This is a genomic window from Clostridium saccharobutylicum DSM 13864, from assembly GCF_000473995.1.
Classification (GTDB): domain Bacteria; phylum Bacillota; class Clostridia; order Clostridiales; family Clostridiaceae; genus Clostridium; species Clostridium saccharobutylicum.
The window spans coordinates 2,346,466-2,365,073 of record NC_022571.1 but is presented as its reverse complement, the minus strand read 5'-3'; the positions used below and the strand labels follow the sequence as shown (position 1 = coordinate 2,365,073).

At 28.0% G+C, this 18,608-nt stretch carries 17 protein-coding genes; 4 read left to right on the top strand and 13 right to left on the bottom strand.

What is annotated here, in order from left to right:
• Nucleotides 1-147: 147 nt before the first annotated feature.
• The 3 genes from CLSA_RS10130 to CLSA_RS10120 form a co-directional block, all read right to left on the bottom strand.
• The gene (locus CLSA_RS10130; RefSeq protein WP_022746227.1) at nucleotides 148-1,155 is read right to left on the bottom strand and encodes a hypothetical protein; all 1,008 of its coding nucleotides are present in this window, start codon (nucleotides 1,153-1,155) and stop codon (nucleotides 148-150) included.
• 211 nt (nucleotides 1,156-1,366) lie between these two features.
• A complete protein-coding gene (locus CLSA_RS10125) occupies nucleotides 1,367-2,491 on the bottom strand; it encodes a reverse transcriptase family protein (protein WP_022746223.1) in 1,125 nt (374 codons plus the stop codon).
• A 301-nt stretch (nucleotides 2,492-2,792) separates the two neighbouring features.
• The gene (locus tag CLSA_RS10120) at nucleotides 2,793-4,097 is read right to left on the bottom strand and encodes an alkaline phosphatase family protein (RefSeq protein WP_022746220.1); all 1,305 of its coding nucleotides are present in this window, start codon (nucleotides 4,095-4,097) and stop codon (nucleotides 2,793-2,795) included.
• A 570-nt stretch (nucleotides 4,098-4,667) separates the two neighbouring features.
• On the opposite strand from CLSA_RS10120, the gene CLSA_RS10115 reads away from it, so the two are divergent.
• On the top strand, nucleotides 4,668-5,204 hold the full coding sequence (locus CLSA_RS10115) for a DUF5662 family protein (RefSeq protein ID WP_022746217.1): 537 nt from the start codon (nucleotides 4,668-4,670) through the stop codon (nucleotides 5,202-5,204).
• Nucleotides 5,205-5,931: 727 nt separating this feature from the next.
• Here the strand turns inward: CLSA_RS10115 and CLSA_RS10105 are convergent.
• From CLSA_RS10105 to CLSA_RS10085, 5 genes are all read right to left on the bottom strand, one after another.
• Entirely contained in the window at nucleotides 5,932-6,723 is a 792-nt protein-coding gene (locus tag CLSA_RS10105) for a sensor histidine kinase (protein ID WP_022746215.1), read from the bottom strand.
• Nucleotides 6,724-6,908: 185 nt separating this feature from the next.
• Nucleotides 6,909-7,691, bottom strand: a complete 783-nt coding sequence (locus tag CLSA_RS10100; protein ID WP_022746212.1) for an ABC transporter permease — start codon at nucleotides 7,689-7,691, stop codon at nucleotides 6,909-6,911.
• Entirely contained in the window at nucleotides 7,691-8,644 is a 954-nt protein-coding gene (locus CLSA_RS10095) for an ABC transporter ATP-binding protein (protein ID WP_022746209.1), read from the bottom strand. Before CLSA_RS10095 ends, CLSA_RS10100 begins: the two co-directional genes overlap by 1 nt.
• Before the next feature lie 200 nt (nucleotides 8,645-8,844).
• Entirely contained in the window at nucleotides 8,845-9,522 is a 678-nt protein-coding gene (locus CLSA_RS10090) for a response regulator transcription factor (RefSeq protein WP_022746207.1), read from the bottom strand.
• A 570-nt stretch (nucleotides 9,523-10,092) separates the two neighbouring features.
• Complete coding sequence (locus CLSA_RS10085) at nucleotides 10,093-11,262, bottom strand: aminotransferase class I/II-fold pyridoxal phosphate-dependent enzyme (protein WP_022746204.1); 1,170 nt, start codon at nucleotides 11,260-11,262, stop codon at nucleotides 10,093-10,095.
• A gap of 526 nt (nucleotides 11,263-11,788) precedes the next feature.
• Between CLSA_RS10085 and CLSA_RS23925 the strand changes: the two genes are divergently transcribed.
• Both CLSA_RS23925 and CLSA_RS23920 read left to right on the top strand, forming a co-directional pair.
• Nucleotides 11,789-12,331 (top strand): hypothetical protein, encoded by a 543-nt coding sequence (locus CLSA_RS23925; protein ID WP_236903332.1) that lies wholly within the window; start codon nucleotides 11,789-11,791, stop codon nucleotides 12,329-12,331.
• A gap of 120 nt (nucleotides 12,332-12,451) precedes the next feature.
• Nucleotides 12,452-12,730, top strand: coding sequence for a hypothetical protein (locus tag CLSA_RS23920; RefSeq protein WP_236903329.1), 279 nt, complete (start codon nucleotides 12,452-12,454; stop codon nucleotides 12,728-12,730).
• A gap of 356 nt (nucleotides 12,731-13,086) precedes the next feature.
• Here CLSA_RS23920 and CLSA_RS24295 read toward each other — a convergent pair whose 3' ends face one another.
• Nucleotides 13,087-13,209, bottom strand: a complete 123-nt coding sequence (locus tag CLSA_RS24295) for a hypothetical protein (protein WP_257788116.1) — start codon at nucleotides 13,207-13,209, stop codon at nucleotides 13,087-13,089.
• A gap of 163 nt (nucleotides 13,210-13,372) precedes the next feature.
• Between CLSA_RS24295 and CLSA_RS23915 the strand changes: the two genes are divergently transcribed.
• Nucleotides 13,373-13,651 carry a hypothetical protein gene (locus CLSA_RS23915; RefSeq protein WP_236903655.1) on the top strand — a complete coding sequence of 93 codons (279 nt, stop codon included), beginning with the start codon at nucleotides 13,373-13,375 and terminating at the stop codon, nucleotides 13,649-13,651.
• A gap of 125 nt (nucleotides 13,652-13,776) precedes the next feature.
• On the opposite strand, the gene CLSA_RS10075 is transcribed toward CLSA_RS23915, so the two are convergent.
• From CLSA_RS10075 to CLSA_RS10060, 4 genes are all read right to left on the bottom strand, one after another.
• Nucleotides 13,777-15,252 (bottom strand): SpoIIE family protein phosphatase, encoded by a 1,476-nt coding sequence (locus CLSA_RS10075; protein ID WP_022746201.1) that lies wholly within the window; start codon nucleotides 15,250-15,252, stop codon nucleotides 13,777-13,779.
• Nucleotides 15,253-15,606: 354 nt separating this feature from the next.
• Nucleotides 15,607-15,891 (bottom strand): STAS domain-containing protein, encoded by a 285-nt coding sequence (locus CLSA_RS10070; RefSeq protein WP_022746198.1) that lies wholly within the window; start codon nucleotides 15,889-15,891, stop codon nucleotides 15,607-15,609.
• Nucleotides 15,892-15,902: 11 nt separating this feature from the next.
• Nucleotides 15,903-17,900, bottom strand: coding sequence for a methyl-accepting chemotaxis protein (locus CLSA_RS10065; protein WP_022746195.1), 1,998 nt, complete (start codon nucleotides 17,898-17,900; stop codon nucleotides 15,903-15,905).
• Nucleotides 17,901-17,950: 50 nt separating this feature from the next.
• Nucleotides 17,951-18,337, bottom strand: coding sequence for an ATP-binding protein (locus CLSA_RS10060; RefSeq protein WP_022746192.1), 387 nt, complete (start codon nucleotides 18,335-18,337; stop codon nucleotides 17,951-17,953).
• Nucleotides 18,338-18,608 lie beyond the last annotated feature (271 nt).

The window sequence follows — 18,608 nt, the reverse complement described above, 5'->3', positions numbered from 1 at the left end:
GCTATGTGCTTTAGCTATTCATAATTCGGTTGTGGTAGTGTAGTTTATATATTTCAAACATTTCAAGTACCTAAAATATAGATACCAATAGCTAATTGCTATTTTACCATAAATCTATGTATTATTATATAACATATTTTCGAAAATTTAAAGTATATTTATTAATTTTAAAGTCTTTACATCTACTATAAAATTGTACTCATTAAAATTAATAAATATGTTATTGTTTATTACACTTAAAGAACCTTTACTTTCTGTAATCTCTTCATCATGCAGCAGCTGAGTATAACTATTTACTTCAGGATTAATTTGAATTATACCTATATTATTATGAACTAAAACATATACATATCCATTAAAGTATTCAAAATCAATACAATATCTAGCAAGTTTTTTATACTTTGAAGTTTCAAAATTTATACAATATAAGCTTCTATCCCTTTTATCTATTCCCAATAAATATGATTCATTATTGTTCATATATGCATAAGAGATTTTTATACTCTTAGGTGGTTTTATAGATATTTGTTGTCCATTTACTACTGATGTAATATCAACTATAGATTCCATTTTGTTATTTATATTATATTTATGAATCCTATTTCCATTAGTTTTACTTATATAATATATTGAATCATCCTTATAAAATGCTTCTCCGTATGTATTTGAGGACACTACATTATCAGGTACTATTGTATTAATATTTTCATTCAATATGTTTTTGTATTCATTTTTTATGTCTCTTATAATCTCTTTTTTAAATTCTTCTAATTGCTTTGTAGTATGATTATTAATTTCTTTCGAAAAATCATCTAATTTATTATCTTTTAAAATACTTTTATTTTGAATTATATCCACTTTTCTATTTATAGAAGAAAGTGAATTTTTCATTATTTCTAAGCTATTATTCAAGTTCTCTGTTATATTATTTTCTTTTAAAAACTCTCTATATCTTTCATTAATATCTAATAATGCATCATTCACATCTTTTGCGGCAATTGCAATGTCCTCCTGCATATCTACATTCATTAGAATTTTTAAATTTTCACTTAACTTATATATAGTTTCATTAAATTCTTCTATTTTATAATTTACATTCGATAATTCTTTAATTGCTGATGTTAATAAATCTAAATTATTATCTCCACTCTTCAATTTTATATTTCCTCCAGCTGCTTACTATTTAGTTTGTAAATATATTATTTTAAATACCATTCTTCCGGTGAATTATCACCTCATTTATATATAAGTTCTAAAAAATATTGTTCATCAAACCTGAATTTCTGCTTTTATAAATATTCAATTAGTACTATTACTAATTATGAATTTTATTAATTAGAACTATATATAACACTTGCTTTATAATCTAAATATAAATATCATCTAATTCTTCAAATCCTATTTCAATTGGTTTTTCTTCCAACTTAAGTTTCGCCTCTTCTTCTGCAAAAACCTCTAAATATCTTTTTTCAACATTTCCTCCATTTAAGGGTTCCACCATCTTTATAAAGTTTATTTTTCCCCTAATATAATTTATGAAATGTCTTTTTATTTTTATTTGCTCTATAGAATTTTTTAGAATATATTCCTTATCATATCTGCTCAAATGATTTTCAAATCCAAATTTTTCACAATAATATATATGAGTTAAAACTTCTTTTTTTATTTTTGATTTTACTTTAACCGTGTTATTTACAATTAATCCTGTTACTTCTTGCTTTCCACACTTAGGATATATCTTCGTCTTTTCAGCATTTATTGAAAAATTAAAATTATTAACGCATTTCTCTACTTCTTCAATTAATTGATTATAATTAGCATTCTTTTTATTTGTAGAAAAAACCATATCATCTGCATATCTAGAATAAATAAATTTATATTTTATTGAAATATCATTAATAATTTCATCCAATTTACTAAACACTAAATTAGATAAAGCTGGACTTGATGGTGATCCAGCTACTAAAGCCCCTTTAAAAGAACACCACATTCCAAGTGCATTTGATATTTCTTTATTATATCCCATATTCGAGAATACACTTATAATATCTTCAATTTTAATACTTTTAAAAAAATCTTTTATATCCATACATATTACTAGTTCCTTATTACAATGATTTAAAGCATTAGTAACAATTGATCTTTCTTTTACAAAACCATGACAATAATCACTTACATCTCCATATAATAATATATTTTCATTAATAAATTCTTGAATGGACTTCAACTCTAAACTTGGAGATGCAATCTCTCTGTATCCCCCACGTTTTTTAGGAATCTTGTATACATCATAATAATAATCCACTTGATAAACGCCTATCTGCGTATTTGATTCTACAATTTTATCAAAATGATTTTCATCAAAAAATACATATCCTTTTTTATTATACTTTTCTGAATGTTTCTTATAACTTTTAAGTTGCTCTTTAGCTTTTTGTATACCAAAATATGATATATAATCTTCTAAAGCTTTTTGTACCTCTTTTCTCATAATTACCTCTACTTTTATATTTACTTAATTAAAATAATATTTATCAATTTGTATATTCTTCCTAAAATCTAAATTTCATATGTTAAAATAATTGTTATATTGTAATTTTCTCAACTTATATAATTAACATTTATTCCAATAAAACTGATTATATCTATATTTTAGCATGAAAATAGGAGTTTATCATACACAAACTCCTATTAAATAACAATATTTTTTTAATTTCTAGTAACTGAAACAACAGAGCACCCTTTCTTTTGGTTATTCACCACATAAGTTTAAGTTATAAGTTTCTTATGACTTATTCCAAAAATTCTTCAACAATTCTTCCATCCACATTTTTAAGTTCTAATCCTAATATCTTTGCCATAGTTGGTGCTTCATCTATAAGATTCATTTTATCAATTACAACACCTTTTTTTATTCCACATCCTGATGCAATAAAAACAGTTGTGTAGTCCTTCTTAAATGGAGAATATCCGTGAGTTGAGCGTGTAACACCATGTAACTCCCAAACTTCATGTGGTTGAATTTTCTTTATAATCTCACCTTCTATATTATCTAAAAAATAATATCCTTTGTTTGCTTCAAACATTAATGCACAATTCATATCTGCTCCTAAGTTCTTTGCTTCCTCACTTGTATAAATTGCTTCTATACACTTATATTTATTGTTAAAATCCTCTATTAAATCGCGAACTTCATCAATAAGTTTTTGATTTTGCTTATCATTCACATACAAATAAGCTGAACCATCACAATGCTTAGCAATTACTTTATAATCTATTATTTTCCCATTATTATCAACCTGTATATAACCATTTTCTTTAAGTAATATATTTAAATTTATGATTTTTTCCTCATCAAGACTGCTATGATCCCCTAACACTATAATTGTACTATCCTCATACATATCATTTGCTTTTAAAGTTTTTATTATATCTCCAAGCCTTCTATCATGCCTTTTAATTGCTTCATTTGCCTCTTTTGAATTAAAACCATAATTATGACGTGTAGTATCTAAATCTGTATAGTGCACAAAAGTTATATTCGGCTTTTTATCTTCTATTGTATATAAAAGAGAACTATGTATAAAGTTATCAAGATTTGGCTGCTTTATTCCATCCCTTAATGATCCAAACTTATTATTAAGTTTAAGTTGAAATAATGGACTTCCATTTAAAAGAGAAACCATTATCTGATTCTGCCAAGGTCTGTTTGCAAATATCTCAGGCATATTATATTGTATCCTTGACTTACCTGTTACCGGCCAAAGTAATGCAGCCACAGTCATTCCATTATCTATTGCAATATCATAAATAGTTTCTCCATTAATATATTTTCTCTGCCAATACCAGTCTGGAGATATTCTGCCTGGCTGTAGCAATGTATTATTTATTATCCCATGATTTTTAGGATATTTTCCAGTAACTATTGTTGCATGAGCTGGATATGTAAGTGTTGGATAAACACTATAAACTTTTTTACAATATGACGATTCATCTATAAAATTTTTAAAGTTCGGCAAAGAGTTTATGTGCTCAAAATCCAAAGTGGATAATCCATCAAAGGATATTACAATTAAATGTTTTGTTTTTCTTTTCATCAATAACTATCTCCCCCTATAATTCGTTTAACAACTTGTAACTTAGAGTTATGTGGTAACTTACCGAAAGAAAGGGTGTTCTGTTGTTCCGGTTACCAGAGAAAATGATTGTGGATTTCTAGCAGCAGAAGTTGTTCCATTCCAGCATGCTCCTTAATCAAGTTAAGGACATGCAAGAATGGGACAACTTCTACTGAAGAAATCCTACAGTCCTTTTCTCAATGTAACACTACACAAAAGAACACCCTTTCTTTCTGGTTTATACTATATTTTAAAGTATAAGTCTAATTCATAGTTTATTTATCTATATATATCTTAGTTTTTACTTAACTATTATAACACGCAAGCTCAATCATTTTATCTAAAATTAATCTCATCATTTTGAATACCTCCTTATAAATATACACTCATTTTGCTTCAAATTTCCTGGTTTTATAGTAACGAAAATTGAATTGTCTACTAGTAACTACCTTTACCTCTTTATATTTAAGCATAAAAAATATATAATATTATTAAACTTGTACAATTTTAACAATATAAATTTTAGATTAATAGGAGAAAATTAAAATTATGAATATTATTAATCATTTCAAAACTATAACTAATCATAAATTGTTAGTCATGAAGTATTGTTTTAAAGTAGGTTTATACAAACAAGGATTACTTCATGATCTGTCTAAATATTCATTTGTGGAATTTTCAGCTGGAATTAAGTATTATCGAGGATATGCAAGTCCTAATGGTGTTCAAAAAGCCGAGGAAGGATATTCAGCAGCCTGGTTACATCATAAAGGCAGAAATAAACATCATTTTGAATATTGGATAGACTATGGAATAATCGAAGAAGATGGCCTACAAGGAATGAAAATGCCTATTAATTATGTTGTAGAAATGTTTATAGATAGAGTATGTGCTTCGAAAAATTATTTAAAAGAAAAGTATAATGATAAAAGTCCTTTAGAATATTATGAAAAGAGAAAACATTATTATGTTTTACATAATGAAGTAAGATCTCTTTTAGAAGATTTACTTCACAAACTAGCTCATGATGGAGAAGACAAAACTTTTGCATACATTAAAAATAACATTGTAAAAGGCTATAGATAAACAACTTTGAATTTATATGGTGACTTGCCGAAATCATATAAATATTTGTTCCATCGGACTTATGAAATTTTCGATGGAAGATTCTAAATGGGAACTTGTGCCCATTTCTGCATGTTCTAAATATTCATTTTGACTAGCAGTAAACGGAACAAGCTTCCATTTAGAATTCTCAGCAGTAATATTTCCCAGCAGCTTATCTATGGGAGTATGATTCAAATGTATTCCAAACCAGAAAATAATGGTACTCTTTTGCGGTCATTGCATACCGAACTTGATAGCATTGATAATATGCCTGTTAAATGGTAAATCCTTATCAACCTAGTACAACAAGCTATTTTGAATATGCAAGATTTCAACTCTATTTTCATATGATGAGAACTATCCTTATATAAGAACTTCTATTCTTTTAATATACTCAAAAGCCTTTAAAATAGACAATTTGTTCATTTCTTCTTTAACAGCAACTGTGAATCCTATCTCCTAAGTTGTTATCCCATGACCATAAGGCCCATAATTTCAACGTAATCAGCAGCTGATGATGATCCAACGAATTGTGCATCTTAAGTACATTCTTCCCATAGTATCAGTCATACAGTAAGAAGCTGAAACTACAGACATTAACTTTAGGTGAAGAGTCCTTCATGTACCACTACCTAATTCTACTTAAGAAGTATTCCCTCATAAATTAGTATATTTAGCTTAGAACTTCTTAATTTGCTAAAGTACTTCATTTATCTGATTTTAATAATATAACTTTGATATCCAATATACTTCCATTAAGTATAGCTTTAACACTACCATTCATTTTCTCACAAAGTTTTTTTACTATAGACAATCCAAGTCCAGTTGTTGTTTTATTTCTAGACTTATCAGCCACATAAAATTTATCAAATAAATTATCCGTATCTATTTTTTCTGTTTCTTTCACTTTATTTGCAAATGATAATACTATATTTTCATCTTCTTCACTAATATTAACTTTTACATTTCCATATGAATGAACTAAGCAGTTCTTTATAAGATTTTCAATTATACGTTTTATCATTTCTTCATTCCCAACAACATAAAGAGGCTGTTCAGTATTTATTTCAACCTTTATATCTCTCTTTTCAAATTCATATATATAATTCACAATACTATTACATAAAGTATTGGTTAAATTAACTTTAGAAAGTTCAATATTATCATCAGACATTTCAAGGTATGAAAGTTCGAAAAAACAATTTATAAGCTTGTCCAATTGATCTATATGTTTTATTATAGTTCCAGCAGTTTTCTTTTGTTTTTCTTCTTGTAAATTCCTAGCTAAGAGTTCCATATATCCCTTGACAGCAGTAAGTGGAGTTCTTAAATCATGAGATATATTAGTAATCATTTCTTTAATCTTTTTTTCCTGACAAGCACTCTGACTTCTTGATTTTTCTTCAAAAATTAGTAGCTTATTTAAATTTCCAGTAAGATCAGTTAAATTTTTATTGAACATAGATATGCTAATTAATGATTCTATTTTTTTATTCATTCTAAAAGCAATCTGCTTATTAATATCTTTTATTGTTCTATTTAAAAAATAAATATATAAAATTAATATTAATATTATTATAGAACTTATAACTATAATTAATGTAATAATTTTATGAATACCTCCTTTCTAATACCTGAGCTTCCTAAATTATATTTATCAGAATTATATATATTGTAAATAAATTATTTTAACTCTTCTCTTTTAAAAAGCATATAAGCTATACCAACAAAAACGATTATATATATTAAACTAATCCCAACAACTCTAAATACACTTAAATATGTCATATTTAGCTCTATACATTTATTAATTTGCCAAATTGTGTTACCATATATTGGGTCTACTATTACATCAAATAATTCATCGATTCCCTCCCAGAATTTCTTAACCGCTATATAAACTATTCCCCATAATATTATTGTAGGGCCTGTTTTTCTCATAAAATATGCTACTAAAATTATAGGTGATAACCGAGCAAAATGATATATAATACTTACAAAATATATTCTTATCATTTGTAAAATCAAACTACTATTATATTTAACATAATCAGAGAAGACAATGCTTGGAATTAATGTAGAAATAACTGAATATATTAATAATAATACCGCTGATATAATAAAATATATAATCATCTTGCTAAAAAATATATCAAATTTCTTACATCCTGCATAAACAGCACTTTGACATAACTTTCTTTCAAAATCATAACATATATATATTCCCCCAAACACACTAAGAAGTATACTAATATTTTCAAAATTATGCCCCATTGCTATAGCATCACAAAATTGGCTTGCTCCTGAATAACTTTCAATTTGAGATAACTCTGCATAACATACTTTTATTCCATAAATATTATTTATCGCTAATGAAACGCTTATACCACATATTCCTATAACTAACATTTTTAGAGCAACATTCTTTTTAATTTTCATACATTCTGCAATTAATAAATTATACATTACGCCCTCCTTACAACACTAAGAAAATAATCTTCTAAAGTAGCACACTCACATGATAAATTTGTAACTAAAATCTTCTTATCTAAAAAAGTTCTTGCTAACAATTTAACATCATCAATATAATCATATAATCTAATTGACTTATCTGGCATGACTCTATAATTTGTTGTTTTTAAAACATCCTCTAAAATACAAGCCATTCTTTCTGGTTCATCTGTATGCAATAATATATGTTGTTTACACTTTTCCTTTAATTGTTCTAAAGTAATTTCATCCTTTATATGTCCTTTATCTATGATAATATAATCTGTTGCTAACAAATACAAATTATTTAAATCATGTTCAGTTACAAGCATAGTAATATTTCTTTCTGAACATATTTTTTTTAGAATATTTCTTATTTCTACAACTCCATAAGGATCAATACTATTCATAGGTTCATCTAATATTAAAATTTCAGGATTACCTATAAGTGCTAATGCAACTCCCAATCTTTGCTTCATTCCTAATGAAAAATTACGTACTTTCTTTTTATTACAATCATGTAAATTTACCATTTTTAATATTTCATCAATACTGCTATTGTCAGATATACCTTTTATCTTTTGAAATAATTGCATATTTTCTTTCGCTGTCATTCCGAAATGTAACGCTGGTTCTTCAACTAAAAATCCTATAGCTTTTCTTGCTTGTCTTAAATTCTCTTCATCGTCCTCTCCAAAGATTCTTATTTTTCCTTGTGTAGCATTAGATAGACCAGCTATTATTTTAATAAGAGTACTTTTTCCAGATCCATTTCTTCCAATAAGCCCATAAATTTTTCCCTTCTCTAAAGAAAAGTTCACATTTTCTAAAACAATTCCATTGCTATTTTTATTTGTTATTTTTCTTATGATACTATTAGTTTTATATACTTTTGTTACTTTGCAAATTTCTAAAATTTTATTATTCATTTTTCTTCTCCTTTCATCATAATAAATTATGAACTTAAAAGGTTACATAAAAGTAACAATTAAGTAATAAAGTGTTACAAAAGAGATAAAAACTAGACCTAAGTATCATGAATTACATGTATACTAATAAGGCACAATCAAAAAAATAAGCTGAGATAATAAAAATACTTATCCATCTCAGCTATAAAAATTATACTTTATTATTTAATCAACCTATATCCTATTCCCCATACAGTTTCAATATACTCTTCATCTTTATTTGCTTCTTTTAATTTATTTCTCAATCTACTTATATGGGTTTTAATAGTTTTATCATCACCTAAAAACTCACTTTCCCATATAATTTCATATAAATTTGCTTTTGAATATACTCTCTCCTGATTTTTCATCAATAATTCAAGAATGTGATATTCTTTAACTGTAAGATTAACTTCATTCTTATCAACTATTACTCTTTTTAATTTGGTATCAAGTTTTATATCTTTATAATATAACATTTCATTTACTGTTTTACTATTTTTATATCTTCTAAGATTTGTCTCTATTCTTGCGATAACTTCATCAATATCAAATGGCTTAGTAATATAATCATCAGCACCATTCTTTAACATATATACTTTTGTCCCTGTCAAATCTTTAGCTGAAATAATAATAACAGGAACATCGTAATCTTTTCTAATTTCTTTTAAAATCATATCTCCACTTTTATATGGAAGCATTATATCCAAAATAACCATATCATATTTATTTTCTTTGAATTCTTTAATTACATCTAATCCATCATATAACGATTTGGTAAGATATCCTGCTTCTTTTATTATATTTGAAAGTAATATGTTTAAATCTTTATTATCCTCAACTATTAATATCTTCTTCATTCTTACACCTCTTTACCATTAAGCATGTGTTAATTTATTTTATTCAATTAAACAACTTTATACTGATTTATACATAAATAAATCACACTTAATACGACAATGTCTTATAAGCCACCTGAAAGAAAATAACAAGTCCAAATTTGCCGAGTCTATTTTTCATCAGACAAGGAAGTATATTGCCCTCATAGTAGGTCTATTGCGGATTGACTTGTTACTTTTTGATAGTGCCTAAGGTCGGTATCATACTTTGACAACGCAATTCCTTATGACAATCTATAAAGTTCTCTAAAAAGAAATATATCAATCTCCTATGTACGTCAAAAACTATAATATCTATTATGTATTCTTTAATTCCTAGTTATATCCTTTTTTACATAAATTAAAATCTTATTTATTCTTTATATCACATCAAAAATGTTACTGAAAATCATTATTTCCAGTAACATTAAAAGAAATTGAGTAAATCTTACTGTTAGAAATCCATTACCCAATTATATAGCAACCGAGAAAAAGAATATAGCTGCTTTCGGTAAGTCACCTCAAATTCTAAATTACAAGTTTTTTTATCTATTAAGACAATATCCCACTATCTTTTATTCGGTTTATAGCTTCATTAATAACTGGAACTGGTAAAACTAAAGCAAATCTTACATAACCTTCACCAAGAGTACCAAAAGCATTTCCAGGAGTGCATATTACTCCAGTTTTCTCTATAAGCTCCATACAGAATTTATAAGAACTAGCATATTTAGATGGAATAGGCGCCCAAACAAACATGGTCCCTTGACTATCTGGTACATTCCACCCTATGCTTGTAAGACCTCTACATAATGCATTTCTTCTTTCTTCATATTCCTTACAATGCTTTTTAACACTGTCTTGTGGCCCAGTTAAGGCAGCAATTGCAGCATTTTGAATTGGTGTAAAAATACCATAATCTATTTGAGAACGAAGCATTTTGAAATGTTTAATAATTTCAGAATTTCCTATTACAAATGAAACTCTAGCTCCTGTTATGTTAAATGATTTAGAAAGAGAGTAAAATTCAACTCCAACGTCTTTAGCGCCTTCATGAGCTAAAAATGAGCCTCCTATTTTCTCATCATAAACAATATCAGAATAAGCATTATCATGTACTATAATAATGTTATATTTTTTTGCAAATGATATTAATTCATCATAGAATTCTGGTGTTGCACACGCACAAACAGGATTTAGCGGATATGATACAAGCATAAATTTAGTTTTATGTAAGATATCTTCAGGAATAGATTTTAAATCTGGAAGATAGTTATTTTCTGGTAATAAGGAATAATAAACTATATCTGCTCCAGAAAGATAAGGTCCAATTTCAAAGATAGGATATCCTGGATTAGGAACAAGAACAACATCCCCTTTATCGCATAATGAAAGTCCAATATGCGTTAAGCCCTCTTGAGATCCATAAATAGACATGATTTCATTGTTAGTTATTTCAACATTAAATCTTTTCTTATAATATGTACAAACAGCCTTTAATAATTCTTCTGAATCAACTAAGGAATATTTCCAATTATCAGTGTTTTGTGCAGATGCTATTAATGCATTAATAACGTGCTTGTCCGGTTTAAAATCAGGTGTTCCAACCGATAAATTAAACACCTTTTGGTTATTTCTTATAAGTTCATCCTTTTTATCATTTAATACATTAAAGATTCCAGTTTGAAAATAATTTAGATTATCCGAAAATTTAAAATTCATTTATAAAGCCCCCCAAGTATTTTGAATAATAATTCTAATATGTTTTACCTTAATATTATATCATTGTAAAATTTGGGAGTATATATAAAATTATATCTGCCATAGTAAAAATTAATGATGACAAGCTTGATACACGAATAAATATGGACATTAACCAAATTGAAATTAAAAGCCTAATCACAGAAGTGAACTTAATATTTATGTATAAGATGTATGGTTAATTTCAAATTCCTATCAAATCAAACACATTTTTATCAATCTTGTAAATAATGCTTCTCAGCATACAGATGAATATAATGATAAAATTGAAGTAGATAGCAAAGTCAACCAAGATTCAAAATTTACAATATATTTAAAAGCCGTTTATTTTCATAACAATAATTCTTCTAATAAAACTCTAAGATAAATTCAATGTTATTCTAAGTTTCATTTTTATAATAATCTCAAGAAATACAAAATAAAAAATACATTTATTATACATAGATATATTTTTATAGAAAATACTTGAGAATAAAGGAGAGAAATCATGATTTTAAGAAAAACAACTATTTCTTCATTATTAGCTGCTGAACTAACTATGACACTGTATATATGTAACAAAACTGCAAAAAAAATATCCACAGATAATAAGAGTACAAGTACCTACCAACAGGATAATCAAGCTTTGAAGTTTGATACAACAAAGTGGAACTATGACTCCACAAATGATGTGTATTGGAGAATCGGTGTACCATATTGCTCCACTCCTGGAACAGCTCAAAATGAAACTATGGGAATTTACGTTCCAGGTAAGTATATGACCGGAATAAAAAATAGTGAGGGAACATACATCTGTAAAATAAATACATCTGGTGAGTTAAATGGATATACATCAGAAACAGCTCCTATTATATTGCCAATAAACACACCAGGCTATATGAATCAAGCTGCTCCAACTTCATATAACTATAATTCTATAGCAAGTTATCTGAAAGCAGGATATGTATATATTCTTCCTGGTATTAGAGGTAGAGATAATATTATGAGAACTACTAATACTGACCAAAGCTACAGTGGAGGTGCTCCTTGAGGAATAACTGACATAAAAGCTGCAGTACGTTATTATCGTTTCAATGAATCTCTTTTACCGAGAGATACAGATAGATTCTTTACCTATGTTATGAGCGGAGGCGGAGCTCAAAGTGCTCTAATGGGCGCAACAGGAGATAGTAAAGATTACTATCCATACTTAGAATGTATTGGGGCTGCTATGACTGATGAAAGCGGAAATAGCATTAGCGATGCAATAGAAGGTTCCATGGCTTGGTGCCCAGTTACTAGTCTCGATTATGCTGATGAAGCATATGAATGGAATATGGGACAATATTTTTCTACAAATACAAGAGATAGTTCTAAATTTACTTCAGCATTATCTAAAGATATGGCAAATGAATTCGCATCTTATCTTAACAAACTCGGTTTAAAATGAGAAGATGGAATTGCTCTTACACTTTCACAATCAAATTCTGGAATATATAATTCAGGAACATATTACGATTATATACTAAGCCAAATCGAAACCTCATTAAACAATTTCCTAAGTGATACGACTTTCCCATATACACCAAAAGCCGCTACTATTCAAATTAGAAATACTGGTCCATCTGGAGGGGGTATAGGAAATTTAGCAGGCAGACGTGGTGAAGGTAGAGCTCCTGGCCAAGACATTGCTCAAAATCAAGACGATGCTCCTGGTGCAAATAACAATACAATATCAGATACAAAAATATATCACACAGCACAAGATTATATTAATTCTTTAAATACTGACGAGAATTGGGTTACTTACGATGTAAGAACTAATACTGCAAAGATTACAAGCATTGAATCTTTTGTAAAGCATTGTAAGAATGCAACTAAACCTGTTGGAGCTTTTGATAATGTAGGTTTTGGTCGTGTAGAAAACAATTTATTTGGAAATGGGCTGTCTCCGATATCACATTTTGATTCTGTTGAATCAAATTTATTATCCCAAAATGCTTCTACTTATTCAAAGTATAACAATTGGGACTCTTCATATGTAACAGCATTTGCAGATGCTTTAAAATCAAAGGATAGTATTGGAACTGATATGGTAACCCGCGTTAATATGTACAGTCCAATGTATTATCTAACAAACAAGAATTCCACAGTTGCAAAATACTGGAGAATCCGTACTGGAATAAATCAAACAGACACAACCTTAACTGTTGAAACAAACTTAAAACTTGCACTACAAAATTATGACGGTGTAAAAAATGTTGATTTTGCTGCTGTTTGGGGCCAACCTCATACTATGGCAGAACGCACAGGTAATAGTGTAGATAACTTCATTAGCTGGGTAAATAATTGTTTAGCAAATGAAAACTGACATGAATATTTCGTAGCTTTTACACTCTCAATAAATACAAAAAGGGCAATTTGGATATATCTCTAAATTGCTCTTAATTAATATTGTTTGAAATGTACTTCAACCCAGAAAGTAAGTATTTTAGATTAAAGTATTTCTATTCCAAGCATAGTGCAATCATCTTTTAATTTACCTTTTTCCAGTATTGTATCGTTTAAGAATGCATCAAGATAATTCTTAAATTGCAATGTGCTTACGTCTTCCATATATGTTTGTATAATTTTATCTTCATCTAATATAAACTCCAAACCGTCAGTAAAAAAGAAAAATTTATCACCTTTTTGAAATGAAATAACTTGTTCAGAAAATTCACTGTCTTTAAACATTCCCAAAAAGGCTCCTTCAACAATTTTCTCCTGAACACTTTCTCTTTGGAAAATAAATTGATTTATCCCTGCTCCAACTGCCTTAAGTTCCTTTTTATTGAAATCCATACTAAAACAACATGCTGCAATGTAATTTTCTTCATAATAATCTACTAATTTTTTATTTAAATTATTAATTATTTCAATAGGTTCATGTGTATTTTGCAATTCCTGAAAACATAAAACATCAAATGCTGATATGCTAAGTGCAGCTGAGATACCTTTTCCTCTAACATCTGTAATCATACCTATAATTAGCTCATCATTAATTTTATATATACGATAGAAATCACCACTAACTATATTAGCTGGTACATACACCAAATTTATATCAATAAATTCTTTAGCAGGGAAGTCATTTTGCAGAGTTTTTCTTTGTAATTCAGCTGCTTTATTTAATTCATTCCTAATTTCAGTTATATCTCTTATAACTGCTATAATGGCTGGTTTTCCATCATATAATATGTAGCTGTGAGAGATTTGCAAATTAGCTGTTTTATTATTAGGATGATTAAAATCATACTCTACAATATCTTTCATCTTCTTATATGCTAATATCCTTTTATATCTCGCATGCACAGATCTTACATATTTCTTTGGAAAATGCTTAAATATATTAGTTCCAATAAGCTTATCATAATCTAAATTAACTAAACTACATGCTTCTCTGTTTGCCAAAACAATTATATTATCTAATATTACTACTACAGGATCTGGTATACTATTAATAGCTGCTTTATATCTTTCTTCACGTTCCTCTAGGCTCTTCTGAAGAACCTTTTTTTCTGTGACATCACTAAGTCTCTCAACAATATATATTATTTCTCCATTTTCATCAAGAATTGGATTATAACAGATATCCATAAATTTATTTAATTCCTGAACATATCTTTCTTTGTATATCATTTTTTTCTTTTGAACAGCTTCTTCACATGAACAATCAATACATTTTTCTGTTCTTCCTAGAATTTCATAACACCTTTTCCCTTTTATATCTTCTGCATCAATATTATAAAATTTATATCCAGCATCATTAAAAAAAGATATTGTATAATCAGGATTATATACTTTTACTACATCAGGAATTCCATTTAATATTTCATTCAATTCTTTTTCTATTAGCTCATGTTCTGTTCTAGCCTTTGTAAGCTGATTTATTCTTATATTAGTCTTCGATACTTTTTCTTTTCTACACATAGACTAAAAGTCCTTTCAATTTTAATTACTCATACTCTTAAGACACAATCAAATAAATAACAAGTCCATTTGCCAGCTTATTTCTCATCATATTTCTTCGAAAAATTGACCTACTATCCCACTATGAGCACAATTTTCCTCCTTGCCTGATTGAAAATATTAATGTCAGCTTTTGACTTTTTTCTTATTTCCATGTACCTAAAACTTTTAAAAATAGAGCTGTCGCATTAAAAAATTCAACCGCAATATATTACTTTAAATTTCAAAAATTTCATACAATATATTGCAGTTTTTATTCTTTGTGCGATAGCTCGATTTTCCTTCCTATACCTAAAAAACTATTTCATATATTTCTTATGGATATATTTCAAATACCTTATCTAATCTTGTCAACTTAAATAATTTTTCCACATCTGCTTTTAATGATTTTAGCTTAACACTTCCGCCCTTTTCTGAACACTTTTTATAAATAAACACTAACGCTCCAAGACCTGTACTATCTATAAAATCGCATTTACTAAAATCAAAAGTGAAATTTTTTTGACCTTCATCTATTAACTTATTTATTTCAACTCTAAACGCTGCCACTTCATCTACAATAAAATCCTTCGGTATATATATATTATTGTTATTTTCCATCACTTATCACCTCATATTTTAAACTTTTCTACAAGTTTGGTCAATTCTTCTGCCATGGCACTCGTTTCTTGTGCTGTTGCTGTAAAATTATTTAATGAACTTGCCTGCTCTTCTGCTGCTGCAGATACATTTTCACTACTTGCAGTATTGCTTTCTGTTATTGTAGCTACTTGATTAATTAATTTGACAACTTTATCTGAAGATGCAACTTCCTCTCCAGTAATGTCAAGTATTTCATTAACATGACTAACGATATCTTCTATAGCCTTCATTATATCAATGAATGCTTTATCTGTTTCTGATACTCTTTTTACACCATTATCAACTTCAACTTTTGCTCTTTCCATTGAACCTACAGCATTTTGTGTCTGTTCAATCATTTGGCTAACTAATAGTGCTATTTCTTTAGCTCTACCATTAGTCTCTTCAGATAATTTTTTTACTTCATCAGCTACAATACTAAAGCCTTTTCCATGTTCTCCAGCCCTAGCCGCTTCTATTGATGCATTTAATGCAAGAAGATTTGTTTGCTCTGCAATAGCATTTATAGTATTTACTATTCCATCTACTTTAGTAGATATCTTATCTAATGATTTAAGTGCATTTGCTGTTTCATTACTACCTGCGCTAATAACATTCATTGCATTAACAGTTTCTTTTACTTTTGTCCTTCCAAACTCTGCCACACTCATAGTAGTAGATGCATTTGTACTTGCTGCCTTAGCCCTGTTTTGTGCAAGCTGTACAAGACTTGACAGTTGAACCAATACTTCTGAAATTCCTACTACTGACTCATTTTGTTTTTCAGCATCTAAAGCCACTTGATTCATACTTGCACTAATCTCTTCAGTTGTAGCACTTATTTCTTCAGATGAAGCTGCCATTTCTTCTGAAGCTGCAGTCAGTTGTTCTGAAGCACTTAATACCCTTCGTACAATTTCATCTTGATGTTCTATCATATTGTTGAATGAACTTTCTAACTCTCCAATTTCATCATTTCTATTTACAATCATCTTTACAGTTAAATCTCCATCACCAGCACGCTTCATCAGTTTTTCCAGCTTATTAATAGGATTGGTTATTCCCTTTGATGAATATGAATATGCACCTATCATTGCAATAACTATAGCTATAATACTAATACTTATTGTATAATTTCTAATACTTATAGCTGATGACATATAATCATTATACTCTGCTGTAGATGCAATTACCCAATTATCAACTGGTTCAAAAACAACATATTTTTTCACATTGTTGTAAGTGTATAATGCTTCCGAAGATTGTCCTTCTTTCATTTGATTAATGATAACTTTTAAATCATCATTTGCATTATCACTTGCATTTTCTTTTAAAATCTTGTCTTTATCTGGATGATACACAAACAATCCATTTCTATCAATCATATATGCATAACCAGTTTTCCCAGTTTTTACTTTTGCTGCATACTCTGAAATCTTGTTAAAATTTATACTTCCAACTAATGTCCCAATAATCTTATCTCCCTCTTTAATGGGATAAACTATAAAAATAGCTGGATTCCCTGTAAATCTAGATGTTAATACCTCACTGACAGCCATTTTTCCCAAAAGTGCCTTCTTCATATAATCTCTATCACTCAAATCTATATTAGGAGATTGAGTCTGGTTATCAATAATTGCTTTACCCGTGGCATCTGTTATAATTAAAGATTCTATATAATCCTTATTATTTTCTTGAATATATTTAATATATTTATAAGCTTTATCTACATTATCTGAACTAACATCTTTAATTACATTACCAATATCTTCATTTAAACTTCCAGTTTCTAAAATTTTATCTACTGAATCAATTCTATTATGAATCAATTCTCCTGTACTCGCTGTATCTTTCTTTAATTGCTGCTGTATAGATGATTGTATTGATTTACTAGACATTTGATATGATATGCATCCTAAGATTGCAATTGGTATAGAGATTACAATAAAAAATGTAATCATCAATTTTACTTTTATAGAAATTTTCATTAATTTACCCCCTAAGTTATATAAAAATGATCAATAAATTCTTTTAATCTCTACATTATGTATTTTTTTACAATTATAGAATTATCAACACATTTAACTTCATCAGCATAGCAATTTATAAGAAACAATCCTCTTCCAGACTCATCCAAGATATTTTTTTCATCAATTTCTCTAGTAATGTTCAAGTCATTGATACCAGTTCCACAATCTGTTACTTTAAGTATGAAATTATTTTCTTCCATTTCCCACTTAACATGTATAGGTTTATTTTTATCACTTTTATTTCCATGAACAAATGCATTATTAACAGCTTCTGATATAACTAATTTTATTTCAAAATGCTGATCTTTTAAATTTAAAGTTTCTATTATATTATCCATCTTACTATTTATGCTATCGATTCCATAAAGCACCAATTCTCCTTTTTTACCTTTCATACTGAAACTATTCCCCCCTTTCTATGAGGCACATTCAAAAATAACAAGTCCATTTGCTAGACTATTTTCCCTCATCCTGCATGTGCAAGTTATCCCAATAGACCTACTCTGAGGGCAATTCTCCTCTTTGGTTGATGAAAAATACCCATTGGTAACTTTGGACCTGCTATTTTTTTATGTGACTAAAAATTAATTACATTTTAACTGCAAGCAATATTCCTATATATTACTTTATTTTATATTATTACATTTTTTCAATATCCTTTCAACA

Coding starts and splice junctions, on each gene's coding strand:
- CLSA_RS10060 (WP_022746192.1), bottom strand. CDS start 18,337: ATGAAAGGTAAAAAAGGAGAATTGGTGCTTTATGGAATCGATAGCATA.
- CLSA_RS23925 (WP_236903332.1), top strand. CDS start 11,789: ATGATTTTAAGAAAAACAACTATTTCTTCATTATTAGCTGCTGAACTA.
- CLSA_RS23915 (WP_236903655.1), top strand. CDS start 13,373: ATGGTAACCCGCGTTAATATGTACAGTCCAATGTATTATCTAACAAAC.
- CLSA_RS10100 (WP_022746212.1), bottom strand. CDS start 7,691: ATGTATAATTTATTAATTGCAGAATGTATGAAAATTAAAAAGAATGTT.
- CLSA_RS23920 (WP_236903329.1), top strand. CDS start 12,452: ATGGGCGCAACAGGAGATAGTAAAGATTACTATCCATACTTAGAATGT.
- CLSA_RS10105 (WP_022746215.1), bottom strand. CDS start 6,723: ATGAATAAAAAAATAGAATCATTAATTAGCATATCTATGTTCAATAAA.
- CLSA_RS10075 (WP_022746201.1), bottom strand. CDS start 15,252: ATGTGTAGAAAAGAAAAAGTATCGAAGACTAATATAAGAATAAATCAG.
- CLSA_RS10115 (WP_022746217.1), top strand. CDS start 4,668: ATGAATATTATTAATCATTTCAAAACTATAACTAATCATAAATTGTTA.
- CLSA_RS10085 (WP_022746204.1), bottom strand. CDS start 11,262: ATGAATTTTAAATTTTCGGATAATCTAAATTATTTTCAAACTGGAATC.
- CLSA_RS10065 (WP_022746195.1), bottom strand. CDS start 17,900: ATGAAAATTTCTATAAAAGTAAAATTGATGATTACATTTTTTATTGTA.
- CLSA_RS10095 (WP_022746209.1), bottom strand. CDS start 8,644: ATGAATAATAAAATTTTAGAAATTTGCAAAGTAACAAAAGTATATAAA.
- CLSA_RS10090 (WP_022746207.1), bottom strand. CDS start 9,522: ATGAAGAAGATATTAATAGTTGAGGATAATAAAGATTTAAACATATTA.
- CLSA_RS10070 (WP_022746198.1), bottom strand. CDS start 15,891: ATGGAAAATAACAATAATATATATATACCGAAGGATTTTATTGTAGAT.
- CLSA_RS10125 (WP_022746223.1), bottom strand. CDS start 2,491: ATGAGAAAAGAGGTACAAAAAGCTTTAGAAGATTATATATCATATTTT.
- CLSA_RS10120 (WP_022746220.1), bottom strand. CDS start 4,097: ATGAAAAGAAAAACAAAACATTTAATTGTAATATCCTTTGATGGATTA.